Source organism: Pseudomonas fluorescens, assembly GCF_001648775.1.
In the GTDB taxonomy this organism is placed as follows: domain Bacteria; phylum Pseudomonadota; class Gammaproteobacteria; order Pseudomonadales; family Pseudomonadaceae; genus Aquipseudomonas; species Aquipseudomonas fluorescens_M.
The window spans coordinates 35267-51850 of record NZ_LVEJ01000026.1 but is presented as its reverse complement, the minus strand read 5'-3'; the positions used below and the strand labels follow the sequence as shown (position 1 = coordinate 51850).

General features: G+C 61.3%; 18 protein-coding genes. 9 read left to right on the top strand and 9 right to left on the bottom strand.

What is annotated here, in order from left to right:
- Nucleotides 1-103 precede the first annotated feature (103 nt).
- Together A8O26_RS23105 and A8O26_RS23100 are read left to right on the top strand one after the other, a co-directional pair.
- Nucleotides 104-1216: a succinylglutamate desuccinylase/aspartoacylase family protein gene (locus A8O26_RS23105; RefSeq protein WP_064120032.1), complete on the top strand. Its 1113-nt coding sequence runs from the start codon at nt 104-106 to the stop codon at nt 1214-1216.
- A 179-nt stretch (nt 1217-1395) separates the two neighbouring features.
- Nucleotides 1396-2112 (top strand): alpha/beta hydrolase, encoded by a 717-nt coding sequence (locus A8O26_RS23100; protein ID WP_064120031.1) that lies wholly within the window; start codon nt 1396-1398, stop codon nt 2110-2112.
- Here A8O26_RS23100 and A8O26_RS23095 read toward each other — a convergent pair.
- Nucleotides 2102-2665 carry a hypothetical protein gene (locus A8O26_RS23095; protein WP_064120030.1) on the bottom strand — a complete coding sequence of 188 codons (564 nt, stop codon included), beginning with the start codon at nt 2663-2665 and terminating at the stop codon, nt 2102-2104. The two genes, A8O26_RS23100 and A8O26_RS23095, sit on opposite strands and share 11 nt — an antisense overlap.
- 117 nt (nt 2666-2782) lie before the next feature.
- Nucleotides 2783-3559, bottom strand: coding sequence for a hypothetical protein (locus A8O26_RS23090; protein ID WP_064120029.1), 777 nt, complete (start codon nt 3557-3559; stop codon nt 2783-2785).
- A gap of 147 nt (nt 3560-3706) precedes the next feature.
- Between A8O26_RS23090 and A8O26_RS23085 the strand changes: the two genes are divergently transcribed.
- Nucleotides 3707-4243: a chalcone isomerase family protein gene (locus A8O26_RS23085; protein WP_064120028.1), complete on the top strand. Its 537-nt coding sequence runs from the start codon at nt 3707-3709 to the stop codon at nt 4241-4243.
- Between the two features lie 72 nt (nt 4244-4315).
- Complete coding sequence (locus tag A8O26_RS23080) at nt 4316-5635, top strand: Nramp family divalent metal transporter (protein WP_064120027.1); 1320 nt, start codon at nt 4316-4318, stop codon at nt 5633-5635.
- Between the two features lie 219 nt (nt 5636-5854).
- Here A8O26_RS23080 and A8O26_RS23075 read toward each other — a convergent pair whose 3' ends face one another.
- Genes A8O26_RS23075 through A8O26_RS23065 form a run of 3 tightly spaced genes read right to left on the bottom strand, consistent with a single transcriptional unit; the run spans nt 5855 to nt 8436 of the window.
- Nucleotides 5855-7036: an acetyl-CoA C-acetyltransferase gene (locus A8O26_RS23075; RefSeq protein ID WP_064120026.1), complete on the bottom strand. Its 1182-nt coding sequence runs from the start codon at nt 7034-7036 to the stop codon at nt 5855-5857.
- A gap of 11 nt (nt 7037-7047) precedes the next feature.
- Nucleotides 7048-7713: a CoA transferase subunit B gene (locus A8O26_RS23070; RefSeq protein WP_064120025.1), complete on the bottom strand. Its 666-nt coding sequence runs from the start codon at nt 7711-7713 to the stop codon at nt 7048-7050.
- A gap of 24 nt (nt 7714-7737) precedes the next feature.
- Nucleotides 7738-8436 carry a CoA transferase subunit A gene (locus tag A8O26_RS23065; RefSeq protein ID WP_016983257.1) on the bottom strand — a complete coding sequence of 233 codons (699 nt, stop codon included), beginning with the start codon at nt 8434-8436 and terminating at the stop codon, nt 7738-7740.
- A 171-nt stretch (nt 8437-8607) separates the two neighbouring features.
- Between A8O26_RS23065 and A8O26_RS23060 the strand changes: the two genes are divergently transcribed.
- Nucleotides 8608-9495: a LysR family transcriptional regulator gene (locus tag A8O26_RS23060; protein ID WP_064120024.1), complete on the top strand. Its 888-nt coding sequence runs from the start codon at nt 8608-8610 to the stop codon at nt 9493-9495.
- A 197-nt stretch (nt 9496-9692) separates the two neighbouring features.
- Here the strand turns inward: A8O26_RS23060 and A8O26_RS23055 are convergent, their stop codons facing one another.
- Nucleotides 9693-10535, bottom strand: coding sequence for an NAD-dependent protein deacetylase (locus A8O26_RS23055; protein WP_064120023.1), 843 nt, complete (start codon nt 10533-10535; stop codon nt 9693-9695).
- 66 nt (nt 10536-10601) lie between these two features.
- The gene (locus A8O26_RS23050) at nt 10602-11648 is read right to left on the bottom strand and encodes a class I SAM-dependent methyltransferase (protein WP_064120022.1); all 1047 of its coding nucleotides are present in this window, start codon (nt 11646-11648) and stop codon (nt 10602-10604) included.
- A gap of 333 nt (nt 11649-11981) precedes the next feature.
- On the opposite strand from A8O26_RS23050, the gene A8O26_RS23045 reads away from it, so the two are divergent.
- Nucleotides 11982-12821 (top strand): HvfB family MNIO-type RiPP peptide maturase, encoded by an 840-nt coding sequence (locus tag A8O26_RS23045; RefSeq protein WP_064120021.1) that lies wholly within the window; start codon nt 11982-11984, stop codon nt 12819-12821.
- Nucleotides 12814-13566, top strand: a complete 753-nt coding sequence (locus A8O26_RS23040) for an HvfC family RiPP maturation protein (RefSeq protein WP_064120020.1) — start codon at nt 12814-12816, stop codon at nt 13564-13566. The genes A8O26_RS23045 and A8O26_RS23040 overlap by 8 nt, the downstream gene beginning before the upstream one ends.
- A 128-nt stretch (nt 13567-13694) precedes the next feature.
- Here A8O26_RS23040 and A8O26_RS23035 read toward each other — a convergent pair whose 3' ends face one another.
- Both A8O26_RS23035 and A8O26_RS23030 read right to left on the bottom strand, forming a co-directional pair.
- Nucleotides 13695-15002 (bottom strand): ATP-binding protein, encoded by a 1308-nt coding sequence (locus tag A8O26_RS23035; RefSeq protein WP_064120019.1) that lies wholly within the window; start codon nt 15000-15002, stop codon nt 13695-13697.
- On the bottom strand, nt 14999-15739 hold the full coding sequence (locus A8O26_RS23030; RefSeq protein WP_064120018.1) for a response regulator: 741 nt from the start codon (nt 15737-15739) through the stop codon (nt 14999-15001). The genes A8O26_RS23035 and A8O26_RS23030 overlap by 4 nt, the downstream gene beginning before the upstream one ends.
- Nucleotides 15740-16035: 296 nt before the next feature.
- Here A8O26_RS23030 and A8O26_RS23025 point away from each other — a divergent pair, with 296 nt between their 5' ends.
- Together A8O26_RS23025 and A8O26_RS23020 are read left to right on the top strand one after the other, a co-directional pair.
- Nucleotides 16036-16299 (top strand): DUF2790 domain-containing protein, encoded by a 264-nt coding sequence (locus A8O26_RS23025; protein WP_064120017.1) that lies wholly within the window; start codon nt 16036-16038, stop codon nt 16297-16299.
- Nucleotides 16300-16328: 29 nt separating this feature from the next.
- On the top strand, nt 16329-16583 hold the full coding sequence (locus A8O26_RS23020; protein WP_064120016.1) for a hypothetical protein: 255 nt from the start codon (nt 16329-16331) through the stop codon (nt 16581-16583).
- Nucleotide 16584 lies beyond the last annotated feature (1 nt).

Here is a 16584-nt window from a genome sequence, read left to right as displayed (position 1 = left end):
TAACATTCAACATCCTTATTGACTGTCAAATTGCATTCGCGAGCAAGCTCGCTCCCACAGGGATCTCATTGATCCAGATCTACCAGACTGCAGGAGTTTTCCCATGCAACGCATCGACCATGTTCTGCCCTGGAGCCACCTTGGCAGCGAACGTTCTCTCAGCGTGTTTCGCTACGGCGCGGGCCCCCGCAAGGTGTACATCCAGGCCAGCCTGCACGCCGATGAACTGCCGGGCATGCGCACCGCGTGGGAACTGAAGCAACGCCTGAATGAACTTGAGCAGCAAGGCCGTTTGCAGGGCGTGATCGAACTGGTGCCGGTCGCCAACCCGATCGGGTTGGACCAGCATCTGCAAGGCGCGCACATGGGCCGTTTCGAACTGGGCAGCGGCAAGAACTTCAACCGCGCGTTCGTCGAACTCAGCGCACCGGTCGGGGTGCTGATCGGTGAGCGTCTGGGCGCGGATGCCGAGGCCAATGTCGCGCTGATCCGCCAAACCATGGGCGAGGTTTTCGACAACCTGCCGGCGCCGGCCTCGCAACTCGAAGCGCTGCATCGCTTGCTGTTGCGCCATGCCTGTGATGCCGACATCACCCTCGATCTGCATTGCGACTTCGACGCTGCGATTCACCTGTATGCGTTGCCGCAACACTGGCCGCAGTGGCAATCGCTGGCGGCACGCCTGAAGGCGGGCGTGGCGTTGCTGTGTGAAGACTCCGGCGGCAGTTCGTTCGATGAATCCTGCTCGACGCCGTGGTTGCGTCTGGCGCGGGCGTTCCCCAACGCAGCGATCCCGGCGGCGAATCTGGCCACCACCCTGGAGCTGGGCAGCATGGGCGACACCCGGGTCGATCAGGCCCAGGCCAACTGTGAAGCGATCCTCGGTTTTCTTGCCGAGCAGGGTTTCATCAGCGGTGAATGGCCGGCCGCGCCGAGCGAATGCTGTGAAGGCTTGCCGTTTGAGGGCACCGAATACCTGTTCGCCCCGCACCATGGCGTGGTGAGTTTTCTGCGCAATGCCGGCGAGTGGGTGGAGAAGGGTGATGCACTGTTTGAAGTGGTGGATCCGTTGCAGGATCGCGTGAGCACCGTGCGCGCGGGCACCAGCGGGGTTTTGTTTGCGCTTGATCGTGGGCGTTACACCGAGCCCGGGATCTGGCAGGCGAAAGTGGCGGGGCGTGTGGCGTTTCGCACGGGCAAGCTGACGAACGACTGACGGATCTTCGCTGGATTCACTGGCCCTTTCGCGAGCAAGCTCGCTCCCACAGGGGAACGCATTTCAATGTGGGAGCGAGCTTGCTCGCGAAGGGGCCTTCAACATCACCTCTGAATTTGGATCCTTGGCCCAGAGTGTTAGGCTCCCAGTGAACCCGACACCCCGTGAAGGAAGGCTCTATGTTGAAGGTGTTTGCTCTATTGACCCTGCTGGCGTCCACCGCCGCCCAGGCGCAAACCACGCTGCAATCCGATCTGCCGCTGAAATACATCGAACAGGTTCACGCCGACGCCGAGCCGCGTCCGCTGGTGATTTTCCTGCACGGCTACGGCAGTAACGAGGCTGATCTGATCGGCATGAAATTTCAGCTGCCGGCGCAGTACAACTACCTGTCGGTGCAGGCGCCGCTGGCGTTGGGCGAAGGGCGTTTCCAGTGGTTTCGCAAGAAAGGCGAAGGTGCCTACAACGGCGAGACCGATGATCTGAAGGTCAGTGGCCAGAAACTGCGCGACTTTATCGCGCAAGCGGCGAAGAAATATCACACCAGCCCCGACAAGGTGTACCTGATCGGTTTCAGTCAGGGCGCGATGATGACGTACGAAGTCGGGCTGCGGCCGCCAGTCGCCGTCGGGGGGATTGCGGCGTTGAGCGGACGGTTGTTGCCGGTGTTGAAAGCCGAGCTCAAGGCCGAACAACAACCGTTGCCGCTGAACATCTTCATCGGTCACGGCACCGCCGATGATCGTGTGCCGTACCACGACGGTACCGAAGCCAATGCACAGCTACAGAAGCTGGATTACACACCGCAATTTCACGCCTATCCGGGTGTCGGCCACAGCATCAGTGCGGCCGAACTGCGCGATCTCAATGCCTGGTTGCAGCAGCTCAATCCTTGAGGATGGTTTTCACCAGCGCATCGTGACCTTTCTTGTCGCTGGCACGGGAGATCACCTGCACCAGCGCCATTTTCGTCCCGGAGCCGGCCAGTAGCGTGGTGTTGAGGGTCTGGCCGCCGCCCTGGGTGGCGGTGCTGTCGACCTGACGCAGACCGAGGCCGGTGCCTTTCCGGGTCAGGCTTTTCTCAGTGAGCTTATTGAAGTCCGGCAAGGCTTTGCTTTGGTCTTCGATGAAACGGGTCATGCTGCCGTCGAGGAATTCACCGTCGTTGTCTTTGACGTGAGTGCCCTCGGGAATCTTGTTTTCGGCGGCGATGACCACGGTCTTGGTGGCCTCATTGGTGTACATCGTGCCTGTCGCACCGCTCGGGCTGGCCGGCAGCGGATCGGCGACGAAGCCCTTGGGCAGCACGAAGGTGAACTTGCCGTCGAGCATCGAGACTTTATCGGTGCCGGCTTTTTCCTTGGCCTTGGCCGCCTGAGCGTTGATGGCGCCGAGGCCGGCGACTGCCGCCAGCAACAGGACAACGGCTTTCTTGCTCAACAATGACATTCGAATCTCCGGGTGATGGACGCGCTAGGCGGGCGATCATCCCACGCAGCGCCTTGTCACTCCAGCCCGGCTCGTCTGAACGGATATTGCTGTTGCGCCTTTCCCCCCCGGTTAATGTCAGGTCTGGGGTTGTTTTATCAGGACGGGTTTAGCGAGCAGTTTGCGCGTGACGCCGAGCATCGCCACCGACACCGCGACACCCACGGCAAAGCCACTCAAGCCCATGCTCGGCAAGGTCAGCGCCGAGACCAGGCAAAATGCCGAAAACGAATACATCCCCGTCGCCGTTGCACGCAAAAGAACGGCGGTAAACGCCGGGCCGCGCGTTTGCTGGGAGAACACCGCCATCACACTGCCAAGCACCGGGAACACCGCGAGCAGTCCGCTCCAGCGTTCGCCGACGGTGCTGGCGAGCATCGTCACAACCAGCGTCAACGCGGCGCCGGCGATCATCCGCCAGATCAACTTGTCCGACTTCGGCGCCGGGCCATTGAGTACCGGTTGCACCTTGGGAAACAGGTACGGCGATGACAGCAGCGCAATCGCCGCCGCCGCCACGGAAAACGGCAACGACGCCGGAACCAGCGACAGCACCCCGGCAATCCCTGCCCACACCGCCAGCGACACTGTCAGCGCCAATGGCCAGTTGGCCCGTTGCGCGACCTGCGCGTAGGTGATGCAGAAGGCGATCATCGCGAACATGGCCGACAGTGCGGCCACGGCCGATTGCGCGGCAAACGCCGGGCCTTGTTCAATCGCGAGGAAAAACAGAATCGGCCCGACCACCACCGGCAACCCCGACAGCCACCCCGCGACACTCGGCCCCCAACGTTTGCCCGCCAGGGAAATCAGCAGCAGAAAACCGGGAATCAGCAGCAGTTTGAGGATCAGCACGCACGTGTCTCCGTCGGATGGATGGGGGCCACGTTAGCATTGCCGAGCAACGATTGCTGCGTATGTGTGCAAATTTTGTATACAAAGTGCTGATGGCCGTAGCCGACTATGCTCTGACTATCAGGGCTGGCCGGAGTCGATACCGCGATGAACAGAACACCGAAGGTGTTGCGTGGATGTTGCGGCATCGGCCTGTGGGCGCTGTTGCTGACACCGACCTGGGCCAATTGGCAGGACGCGGTGCCCGGTGCGCAGATTATCGGTACCGGCGATTTCAGTGTGTTCGGTTTTGATGTCTACAACGCGCGCCTGTGGAGCGCCGCGCGACCCTTGATGGACGGTCAGCCCTTTGCGCTCGAGTTGATTTATCGCCGCAGTATTTCCCGTGACGATCTGGTCAAGGCCAGTGTCGATGAAATCAAACGCCTGGCCGGCAGCAGCGTCAGCCCTGCGCAATTGGCCGGCTGGCAGCTACAGATGCAGCAATCTTTCGTCGATGTGCAGGCCGGTACGCGAATCACCGGCGTGTATCTGCCGGGGCAGGGTGCGCGGTTTTTTGTCGGGCAGCAGTTGCAGCATGAAATCGATGACCCGCTGTTTGCCCGGGCGTTTTTCGATATCTGGCTGGATCCGCGCACACGCAGCCCCGAGTTGCGTGAGCAGTTGTTAGGGGTGAGTCGATAGATTTTTTTACGCTTCAAGGCTCGGGCTGAACCGTCTAAGCTGCGTTTTTCCGACTTGTTTCTGGATGTGTGCGTGAAATTCAGTTTGCCCAAAATCGCCACCGCGCCGTTTTGTCCGCCGGAAGTGGCCGGCAGTGTCGCGGTTGATCCGAGTGCCCCGTTCTTCAAACGCGTGCTGCGATTCGCCGGCCCCGGGTTGCTGGTGTCGATCGGCTACATGGACCCGGGCAACTGGGCCACCGCCATCGAGGCCGGGTCGCGTTTTGGCTACAGCCTGTTGTTCGTGGTGTTGCTGGCGAGTCTGGCGGGGATGGTCGTGCAGTGCCTGTGTTCGCGCTTGGGCATCGCCACCGGCCGCGACCTCGCGCAACTGTCCCGCGAGCGCTACAGCACGCCGACCGCGCGGTTGCAGTGGGTGCTGGCGGAAATCTCGATCATTGCCACTGACCTTGCCGAAGTGCTCGGTTGTGCGCTGGCGTTTCACTTGCTGCTTGGCTGTTCCCTGACCTTCGGTATCGCCCTGACGGCGTTCGACACCTTGTTGGTGCTGGCCTTGCAGAACCGTGGCTTCCGCCGACTGGAAGCGATCATGCTGGTGCTGGTCGCGACCATCGGCGTGTGTTTCTTCGTCGAACTGCTGCTGATCAAACCGTACTGGCCGGACGTCGCCCAAGGCTTCAAACCGTCATTGGCGGCAATCAGCGATGCCGCGCCGCTGTACCTGGCCATCGGCATTCTCGGCGCGACGGTGATGCCGCATAACCTCTATCTGCACACCTCGATCGTGCAGACGCGGATGATCGGCAAGGATCTGGCGAGCAAGCAGGATGCAGTGAAACTGGCGCGCATCGACACCATCGGCTCGTTGGCGCTGGCGTTACTGGTCAACGCGGCGATCCTGATTCTCGCAGCGGCGGCGTTCCATCAGTCCGGGCATACCGATGTGGTGGATATTCAGGATGCTTACCACTTGCTCGATCCGCTGGTCGGTGGCGCACTGGCCAGCGTGCTGTTCGGTGTGGCGTTGCTGGCGTCGGGACAGAGCTCGACGTTCACCGGCACCATCGCCGGGCAGGTAATCATGGAGGGTTACCTGAAACTGCGGATCCCGTGCTGGCAGCGGCGTTTGATCACCCGCGGGCTGGCGCTGATTCCGGCGTTCATTGGCGTGTGGTTGATGGGCGATAACGCGGTGGGCAAGTTGTTGGTGTTGAGCCAGGTGGTGTTGAGTTTGCAGTTGCCGTTTGCCCTGTATCCGCTGATTCGCATGACCAATGACCAGCAACTGATGGGGCCGTTTGTGAATCGGTTGCCGACGAGGGTTTTGGCGTGGGGGTTGTTTGCGGTGATCAGCGGGGCGAATGCCTGGTTGATTTTGCAATTGGCCGGCTGAGTTTTGTTGTGTTTGGGCTGGCCTCTTCGCGAGCAGGCTCGCTCCCACAGGGGACCGCATTTCCAAAGTGGGAGCGAGCCTGCTCGCGAAGGGGCCGCAACATTCACTGCAGATTTCGAACAGGCAAAAAAAGACCCGGTGCAACGCAAGTCGCACCGGGTTTTTGTTGCCAGCAATCAGCGGATGTCGTGGATCCGCCGCCTGCCGTTGAACGCTTGCTTAAGCGCGTTGCAGCGCCAAAGCCACACCCTGGCCGCCGCCGATGCACAGGGTCGCCAGACCCTTTTTCGCATCACGCTTGATCATTTCATGCAGCAGCGTCACCAGCACGCGGCAGCCCGATGCGCCGATTGGGTGACCCAACGCAATGGCGCCGCCGTTGACGTTGACCTTGTTCAGATCCCACTGCAGATCCTTGGCCACCGCCAGTGATTGCGCGGCGAAAGCTTCGTTGGCTTCGATCAGGTCGAGCTGGTCGATGTTCCAGCCGGCCTTGTCGAGGCAGCGACGGGTCGCCGACACCGGACCAATGCCCATGATCGCCGGATCGACACCTGCGTTGGCATAAGCGGCGATGGTCGCCAGCACCGGCAGGCCAAGGGATTTGGCTTTTTCGGCGCTCATCAGAATCACCGCGGCGGCGCCATCGTTCAGCGACGAAGCATTCCCGGCGGTGACGCTGCCGTCCTTCTTGAACGCCGGACGCAGTTTCGCCAGCGATTCGGCGGTGGTGTCGCCGCGCGGTTGCTCGTCGACCTGGAACGCCACCGGATCGCCCTTGCGCTGCGGGATCAGGATCGGAGTGATTTCATCGACAAAGCGACCGGCCTCGATGGCAGCGGCGGCTTTCTGCTGAGAAGCGGCAGCGAAGGCGTCCTGCTGTTCGCGGCTGATGTCGTATTTGTCGACGAGGTTCTCGGCAGTGATGCCCATGTGGTAATCGTTGAACGCATCCCACAGGCCATCGCTGATCATGGTGTCGACGATTTGCGCGTGGCCCATGCGCAGACCGGTGCGTGCGCCCGGCATCACATAGTTGGACAGGCTCATGTTTTCCTGGCCGCCGGCGATGATCACCTCCGCGTCGCCGCAACGGATCGCCTGCGCACCGAGGTGCAGGGCCTTGAGGCCCGAACCGCAGACCTTGTTCAGGGTCAGCGCCGGTACGGCGTGGGGCAGACCAGCCTTGATCGCAGCCTGTCGCGCCGGGTTCTGGCCGGCGCCGGCGGTCAGCACCTGGCCCATGATCACTTCATCGACCTGCGCACCGTCCAGACCGGTCTGTGCAAGTAACTGGCGGATCACCGCCGCGCCCAGATCCACCGCGGAAACGCTGGCCAGGGAGCCCTGGAAACTGCCGATCGCGGTACGCGTGGCGGCAACAATTACGACGTCTTGCATTTTCGAACTCCTCACTGGGCAGCGAACTGCATTTCCGGTACGTGATCCGGGACGATCAGTTTACCAGCGGTTTTGGCGACGATTTCCTCGACGCTGACGCCAGGTGCGCGTTCCTTGAGGACAAAAGCGCCATTTTCGATTTCCAGGTAGGCGAGGTCGGTCAGCACGCGTTTGATGCAACCGGCGCCGGTCAGCGGCAGGCTGCATTTGGCGAGCAGCTTGGACTCACCATCCTTCGACGCGTGGGTCATGATGACGATGATGTTGTCGGCGCCGGCCACCAGATCCATCGCGCCGCCCATGCCCTTGACCAGTTTGCCGGGGATCATCCACGAAGCGATGTTGCCTTCGACGTCGACTTCGAACGCGCCGAGCACGGTCAGGTCGACATGACCACCGCGGATCATCGCGAAGGATTCGGCGGAGTTGAAAATCGACGCACCGATACGTGCAGTCACGGTTTGTTTGCCAGCGTTGATCATGTCGGCATCGATGGTGTCCTCCGTCGGAAACGGACCCATGCCGAGCAGGCCGTTTTCCGATTGCAGCATGACTTCCATGCCGTCGGGAATGTAGTTGGCGACCAGGGTCGGAATGCCGATACCGAGGTTCACGTAGAAGCCGTCCTGCATTTCGCGGGCGACGCGCTGAGCCATTTGTTCGCGGGAAAGTGCCATGTTTTTATTCTCCGTCAGCCTGAATTATTTGCGGATGGTGCGCTGTTCGATGCGTTTTTCGAACGTGCCGCAAATGACCCGATCGACGTAGATGCCCGGGGTGTGGATCTGCGAGGGGTCGAGTTCGCCGGGTTCGACGATTTCTTCGACTTCAACCACGGTGATCTTGCCGGCAGTGGCCGCCAGCGGGTTGAAGTTCTGCGCGGTGTGACGATAGATGACGTTGCCGAAGTGGTCGGCTTTCCAGCCTTTGACGATGGCGAAGTCGCCGGTGATGGATTCTTCCATCAGGTACTTGCGACCCTTGAATTCACGCACTTCCTTGCCTTCGGCAACGGGAGTGCCGACGCCGGTGGCGGTGAAGAAGGCAGGGATGCCGGCGCCGCCCGCGCGCATTTTCTCGGCGAGGGTGCCTTGCGGGGTCAGGATGACTTCGATGTCGCCTTTGAGCAGTTGCTCTTCGAACAGCTTGTTTTCGCCGACGTAGGAGGCGATGACTTTGCTGATCTGGCGGTCGGTGAGCAGCACGCCGAGGCCAAAGCCATCGACGCCGCAGTTGTTGGAAACCACGGTCAGATCGCGGGTGCCTTTGCGTTTGATCTCGGCGATCAGGTTTTCCGGAATGCCACACAGACCAAAGCCGCCGGCGATGACGGTCATGCCGTCTTCCAGCCCGGCGAGGGCTTCCTCGTAGGAACTCACGCGCTTGTCGAAACCTGCCATATGCACCTCTTTTATTATTTGCGGGCGGCTGGCTAGCCGAATGGTTGGAGTGTCTCGCTGGAAGATATATTTGTTAAGTTGATTTTTAAGGTTGATTGATAGATAAAACTCAATAGTAGCGTTTTTGCTTGCCGCTTAACGCTTGTAGCTTACAACTGGAGCGAAGCGAGCATGACCATCAAACAGATTCGCGCCTTTCTTGCCGTGGCGCACAGCCTGAGCTTCGCCGTGGCGTGCGAGCGTCTGCACCTGTCGCAGTCGGCGCTGAGCCTGACGATCAAGGCGTTGGAGGAGGGGCTGGGCGGGCGCCTGTTCAGCCGCAACACGCGCAATGTCGCGCTGACCCCGGAAGGCGAATCGCTGCTGCCGCTGGCCCGGCGCCTGATCGCCGACTGGGACAACGCCGAAGACGAAATGCGTCAACGCTTCAGCTTGCAGCGCGGGCGGGTGACGCTGGCGGCGATGCCATCGTTTGCCGGCAACCTCCTGCCGCCGATCCTCAAGACCTTTCGCGCGCGCTATCCGAACGTCAATGTCACGGTCAACGATGTGATCAACGAGCAAGTGCTGGAGATGGTCCGTGACCGTCAGGTGGAACTGGGTGTGGCGTTCGAGCCGATGCAGAACACCTCGATGACATTCACGCCGCTTTATATGGACCGCTTCGTCGCGGTGGTGCCGAAGGATTCGCCATTGGCCACGCGCCGCGAGATCGACTGGCAGACGTTGTTGCAGGAGCCGTTCATCACGCTGCAGCGACCGTCGACGGTGCGGGTGATGCTCGAAGAACACTTGCAGGCCCGAGGCATGAAACTGCCGGTGGAATTTGAAAGCCATCAACTGGCGACGGTCGGGCGGATGGTTGCCAGTGGGCTGGGTGTCAGCGCAGTGCCGGCGCTGTGTGCAGAGCAGATGCAGGAGTTGGGCGCGCATTGCCTGACCTTGAACGACTCGGTAGAACGAGCGATCGGCGTGCTGACCGAGCCAGGGAATGAATTGTCGGCGGCGGCGCAGGCGTTGTTCGATATTCTCAAGGCTGAAGATTTGGGGCGACTGTGAGACCTACCCCTCACCCCAACCCTCTCCCCCAGGGGCGAGGGGGAAAGGGAGCTGATCGGGGGTTGTTCAGCTTGTGAGCTCGACTCAGCATTTTCAGGTCGCAGTATTCAGCCCAGACAACTCGGTCAGTCCCCTCTCCCTTGGGAGAGGGCCAGGGTGAGGGGCTGGATTTCAAGTCGAGCGCAAGGTGCAGCAACTTACCGATCCAGCTCTCGAACCAACAACGGCAAAACCTGTTCGCAAGACGCTTCAATCTTCAAATCCAGCAAATCATCCGCCCGAGTCTTGCCCAGGTTGATGGCGATCAGCGGTTTGCCGCGATCAGCCATCACCCGGCACAGACGAAACGCCGAATACGCCATCAACGACGAACCCACGACCAACATCCCCGCCGCATTTTCTGCCGCCGCCATGGCCCGCGCCGCTGTGTGCGCCGCGACGTTCTCACCGAAAAACACCACGTCCGGCTTCATCCGCTCCCCAGCGCAATGCGGGCAGTGCGGCACCTGAAATCGAGCTTCGAACGCCGGATCGAGCAGGGTGTCGCCATCCGGCGCCTGCACCGCGTCGACGCCAGCCAGATACGGATTGTGCATTTCCATCAGGCGCTGAATCGCATCGCGCTCGCTACGCTGGCCGCAATCCAGACACAGCACGCGATGCAGGCTGCCATGCAGTTCGATCACATCCTGACTGCCGGCCTGGTCGTGCAGGGTATCGACGTTTTGCGTGATCAAAGCGCTGATCCGCGCATCGCGCTGCAAACTGGCTAACGCTTGGTGCGCCGCATTCGGCTGCGCCTGGCGTACGCGTGGCCAGCCGAGCATCGCCCGCGCCCAGTAACGGCGGCGCGATTCCGGGGCGGCGAGGAATTCCTGATACATCATCGGCTGGCGCCCACGGCGCACACCGGCGCTGTCGCGGTAATCGGGGATGCCCGACGGGGTGCTGATGCCGGCGCCGGTCAGCACCAGAAAATCGCCGTCGGCCATCGCCTGTTGCAGCGTGTCGAGGTGTTCCTGGGTCGGGCTGTCGAGCATGGTCAGCGCTCCGAAGTGAACAGTGCCAGCAGGTTAGCACCAACCTCAGGTTATGCATCTGGGGGATTACTTGCGCGCCTCCAGAATCAGGTTGAACGGCGTCTGCGTCGCTCGCCTGAATTGCTTGAACCCGGCTTCGGCAAACACTTTGCGCAGACGCATTTCCCCAGCCTGCGCACCGAGACCAAGACCGACTTCCTGCGACAGCGAGTTCGGCGTGCAAATGAACGTCGACGCCGCGTAGAACAGGCGCCCGACCGGGTTGATGTTGTCGTCCAGCGTGTCGTTGGCGAACGGTTCGACCAACAACACCGTGCCGTCATCCTTGAGTGAATCGTAGGCATGCCGCGCAGCGCCCACCGGATCGCCCATGTCGTGCAGGCAGTCGAAATAGCAGATCAGGTCATAGTCATCGCTGGGGTAGCTCTTCGCCGTGCCCTGAAAGAACTTCGCCCGGCTGCTGACACCACCTTCTTCGGCGCGCTGGGTGGCGACGGTGGTCGACGGCGCGTGGTAGTCGAAACCGACGAAACGCGAGTTGGGAAACGCCTGGGCCATGATCACCGTCGAGGCGCCGTGGCCGCAGCCGACGTCGGCGACCTTGGCGCCATCCTCAAGCTTGGCCACCACACCGTCCAGCGCCGGTAACCATTCGGCAATCAGATGGCCTTTGTAGCCGGGGCGAAAGAAGCGTTCGGTGCCGGTGAACATGCACGGATGGTGATCGCCCCAGGGCAGGGCGCCGTTGCCGCGCATGGCTTTGACCAGTTTGTCCTTGTCATGGAAAAACGACGCCACCACGCCCAATCCGCCGGCGACGTACACCGGCGAATCTTCCACGGCGAGCGCGAGCGCCTGTTCCTCTGGCAAATGGAACTGGCCGTCGTGGTGCTCCATGTAGCCTGAAGCGGCGTGTGCGCTGAGCCATTCGCGCACCAGACGCGGGTTGCAACTGGTTTTGCCCGCGAGGGCTTCGGGGCTGATCGGCTGACTGTCGGCCATCGCCCGGTACAGGCCGAGTTCTTCACCGACGATGACATTGGCCAGCATCGCCGCGCCGCCCATGTCGTTGACCAGTTTGCCCATGAATTCGTTGAGCTTCGCCTCGTCCATCACGTGTGCTCCTGAAACAGGATCACAGTCCGGCGGCGTCGAAGGTCGAGGCGTGCGCCACCGGGCGGTGGTCGCGGAAGTAGGCAGGGCACCGCAAACGTCCTGCGTCCCCCTCGACTGGGTAATAAATCAGTCTAGCCGGCTTTTTCCGGGCGACACCGGGCAATTGCAGGCTCATTTCTACGACTGATCTGTGGTGCAGACAGGCGTGTGTATCACTGTGTATCGCGCTGGTTGGCGGATACACAGGGCGGCAAATGCCCGGTCAAGTGCACACAGGCGCGATACAGCCGGCGGTTCAACTGGAGAAAACCATCGCTGAGGTACACCGCCATGCAAACGCCTGTCTCATCACTGCAACCCAGCGTCGGGCTCGGCCTGCGCCGTGGATTGCTCAAAGACCTGCAAGCCGCCCGCACAGGCGATTTCGACTTTCTCGAAGTCGCCCCGGAAAACTGGATCGGCGTCGGCGGCGCCCACGGTGCGGCGTTACGCGAACTGGCCGAGCGTTATCCGCTGACCTGTCACGGCTTGTCACTTTCGCTTGGCGGTTCGGCGCCGCTCGACGTCGGTTTTCTTCAGGAAGTGCGTGGCTTTCTCGACCATCACCAGGTGCCGTTGTACAGCGAACACCTGAGCTACTGCAGCGACGACGGCCATCTCTATGATCTGCTGCCGTTGCCCTTCACCGAGGAGGCGGTGCGCCACGTCGCCGCGCGGATCCGCCACTCTCAGGACATTCTCGGGCGGCGTCTGGCAGTGGAAAACGTTTCTTACTATGCCGCGCCACGGCAGGACATGGACGAGGTGACGTTTACCAACGCGGTGCTGCGCGAGGCTGACTGCGATTTGCTGTTGGACGTGAATAACGTCTACGTCAATTCGATCAACCACGGTTTCGATCCTCATCAGTTCCTGGCCGGGATCGAGCCGGGCAGGGTGGTCGGCATGCACGTGGCCGGGCATTTTGATGAGTCGGACACGTTAAAGATCGACACCCACGGCGCCTCGGTTAAACCCGTGGTCTGGTCGCTGTTGGCTGACGCTTTTGCTCGATTCGGCGCGCAACCGACCTTGCTGGAACGGGACTTCAACTTTCCGGCGTTTTGCGAACTGGTCGCCGAGTTGCAGACCCTTCGCCAACTGCAAAGTCAGGAGGTGCGCCGTGGATAATCTGCAGTTGCAACAGCACGCGCTGACCGCGTATTTACGCGATCCCGACAATCAGCCTCTGCCAGCCGACATGAACGCCGCACGGGTCAACGTCTATCGGGACCTGGTGTTCAATAACGTTTCGGCGTTGTTGAGCCCGACCTTTCCGGTGTTGGTCGGGATCATTGGCGATGCTCGCTGGCGTACATTGCTGCGCAGTTTTCTACGTGATTACCGCGCGCAAACACCCAGGTTTGGCAAGATCGCTGAAGAGTTTGTCGGGTTTCTCGCCGCCGCACCTGCGGTTTTGAATGACGGTGACTGGCCGGCGTTTCTGCTGGAACTGGCGCATTACGAATGGGTAGAGATGGTGCTGCAGCAATCCGCTGCCGAGCCCTTGCCGTCGAGTGATCCGGCCTTCTTGCTGGATCGACCCTTGCAGGTGTCGGCACTGGCGTGGCCGCTGGCGTATGTGTGGCCGGTGCAGTTGCTGTCGCCGGACCGGCAACCTGCCGAGCCGCCAGCGCAACCGACGCTGTTGCTGGTGCGGCGTTCGGTGGATTTCAGCGTCAGGTTTGCTGAATTGAGCCCGTTGGCCTGGCGGTTGTTGCAGCGCATCGGCGAGTTGCCCTCGTTGAGCGGGCGCGAGCATCTGCAAGCGCTGGCGAGCGAGGCCGGTCAGTCTGGCTCCGCAGCATTCATGGACAGTGGGTTGGCGTTGTTGCAGCAAATGCACGAAGACGGCGTAGTTGGCCTGGAACCCTGAACGTCAGGAATTATAAAAACCTTGTGGGAGCGAGCCTGCTCGCGAAAGCGGTGTGTCAGTCAGCCAAAGGTTCAACTGACACGACGCCTTCGCGAGCAAGCTCGCTCCCACAGGTTTTTTCACAGCGTTCAGGCGTGCAGGGGCAATTTGAGTTCAGCGCAGAGCCCGCCGCCCTCGCGGTTCCTCAGGGTCAGCGAGCCGCCCAGCGCCATCGCCAATTGTTGGGCGATGGCCAAGCCGAGGCCGGTGCCACCGGTCTCGCGATTACGTGAGTTTTCCACCCGGTAAAACGGCTCCAGCACCTGCGTCAGTTCAGCCTCGGCGATGCCCGGGCCGCGATCCATGACGGTCAGCGACAGGTTGCCCTTGTTCGCTTCCACCCACACTTCGGCGGCGCCGGCAAACTTCAGCGCGTTGTCGGTGAGGTTGACCAGCACGCGACGCAAGGCATGCGGACGGGTGTCGATGACCACCTCGCTTTTGCCCACAAGTTGCACGTCCTTGCCCATGTCCTGATAGTCGAACACCAGGCTTTCGAGAAACGAATCCATGTTGGTGCGCCGACTTTCTTCGGTCGAACCGTGGATGCTGCGGGCGTAGGCAACGCCTTCGCGCACCAGGTGTTCCATCTCGCCGAGGTCGTTCCACAGCTTGTCCTTTTCCGCCGAGTCGTCCATGAATTCGGCGCGCAGTTTCATCCGCGTGATCGGCGTTTGCAGGTCATGGGAAATGGCGGCGAGCAGTTGCATGCGTTCTTTCAGGTAAGCAGCGATACGTGCCTGCATCGCGTTGAAGGCGCGCGCGGCGTAGACCACTTCGCTCGGGCCTTTTTCATCGAGCTGGATAGGGTGCGCATTGGGGTCGAGGGTTTCCACGGCGTTGGCGAGGCGGGTGAGCGGGCGGATGGCGATGCGCACCGCCAGCCAGGTGCAGGCGATCATCAGTGCCAGTTGCCCCAGCAACACCGCCGGCAACCACGGTGACAGCGGCACCATCGACGGGCGCACATCGATGGTCACCGGGCTGCCGTCGCCGAGATGCAAATGTCCCTGAAAATGTTTTTGCGCGCCGGGAATGTCGGTGAAAGTCAGCGGATAGTTTTCGCCGAGCGCATCGGTGATCGAAGTCACGGCAATCGGCACATCGCCGGCCTTGATCGGCACCCCAGGTTCACCTTCGCTCAGCAGATAGCCGTAGTTGGCCCGCGCCAGACGTTGCAGCCAGGCCGGGCGCTCCTCGGCGGGCAAGCGGTCGAGGATCGCAATCGAGGTCGACACGTCGGTTTCGAGATTGCCGAGCATGGTGTTTTTCGCGCTTTGGTAACGCTCGTAATACTGCGCACCGAACGACAACGCCTGGGCCAGAATCAGCCCGATCAGAAAGATCAGCGACAGGCGCGAGGCGAGGGTGCGTGGCCAATGCAGGCTGCGGCTCATGCCGGCGCACCGAGGATTTCGACCGGTAGCGAGAACACATAGCCTTCGCTGCGCACGGTCTTGATGTAGGCCGGCTCGCGCGCGTCATCCAGCAAGCGCTGGCGCAGACGGCTGACCAGCAAATCGATCGAGCGGTCGAACAGATCGGCGTCACGGCCCTGCGTCAGGTTGAGCAGTTGGTCGCGGCTGAGCACCCGCTGCGGATGATCGAGAAATACCCGTAGCAAACGGTATTCGGCGCCGCTGAGGGCGACCATGGTGCCGTCCTTGTCGAGCAAGTGGCGGGCCGAGGTGTCGAGTTGCCAGCGACCGAAAGCCAACAACCGGCCGGCTTCGGTGACCACCAGATTGGGCGGCAGCATCCGCGTGCGACGCAACACGGCGTTGATCCGTGCGAGCAGCTCGCGGGCGGCGAAGGGTTTGGTCAGGTAATCGTCCGCGCCCATTTCCAGACCAATGATGCGATCGGTTTCATCGTTGCGCGCGGTCAGCATCAGCACTGGCGTGGCCTTGTGTTTGCCTACGCGCAGTTCGCGGCACAGCTGCAGGCCATCGTCGCCGGGCATCATGATGTCGAGCACGATCAGGTCGACCGTGTTGGCGTCGAGAAAGCTGCGCATTTGCCGGCCATCGGCGACCACGGTGGTGCGCAGGCCGTTTTTCTTCAGGTAATTGCCTACCAGTTCACGGATCTCGCGGTCGTCATCGACGATGAGAATGTGATCGACATGGTCCATCGGTTCAAACCTCTAGCAAAGGGGAATGCCGTGCAGTCTATCGAGCCTTCAGCGGCCCGCCTGCCTGCCTTTGTATTGCAGTGTATCTGCCGTGTCGACGGATACACGGGGACGCAAAAACGCAATGTTTCCCGGGTTTTGTATCGCTGTGTATCCCCGGCCGGCAGGGATACGTAACGATTTATCCGCGCTGTTTCCCGACACATCCGCGATACCTCGCGAGCTTCAAATAGGTTTCATCGAGGCCCACACCGATCGCCTCGGCCCAAACCCATTGCAGCCTTGAGGACACCATCATGATCAGCAAAACCACCATTGCCACCTGCCTGTTTGCCGCGTTGAACGTTTGCACCCTGTCGGCCCGCGCCGAAGCCGTGGTGACCCCGCAAACCTACACCTACGGCACTCACCTGGATATCCACAAAGTGATCTCGCTGAAACAGGACAACTCGGTGGTCTGCGGCATCGTCGATGCACGCATGACTTACCTCGATTCGACCGGCGCCACTCAGGTGCTGGATTACCGCAAGTTCGCTGACGGCTGCAACAACGACAACTGAGTCATTTACCCATCCTGAGGAGAAACATCATGCACAACGTCTCACGTTTTTTGACCGCCATCGCCTTCTCCCTGGCCGGCGTCGCCGCCCACGCCAACGCCGCGGTTGAACAGCATAGCTGCCACAGCGGCAACTGCTTTCAACTGACGCCGGTAGCCCAATCGGGGACTGACGGCTTGATCGCCGCCGACGGCGCCAGTCGCACACCACAAGGCCAGATGTTTGCCGAGAACGGCGCCAGCCGCACGCCGCAGAGCCAGTGGCTGGACAGCCAGAGCGCCTGAG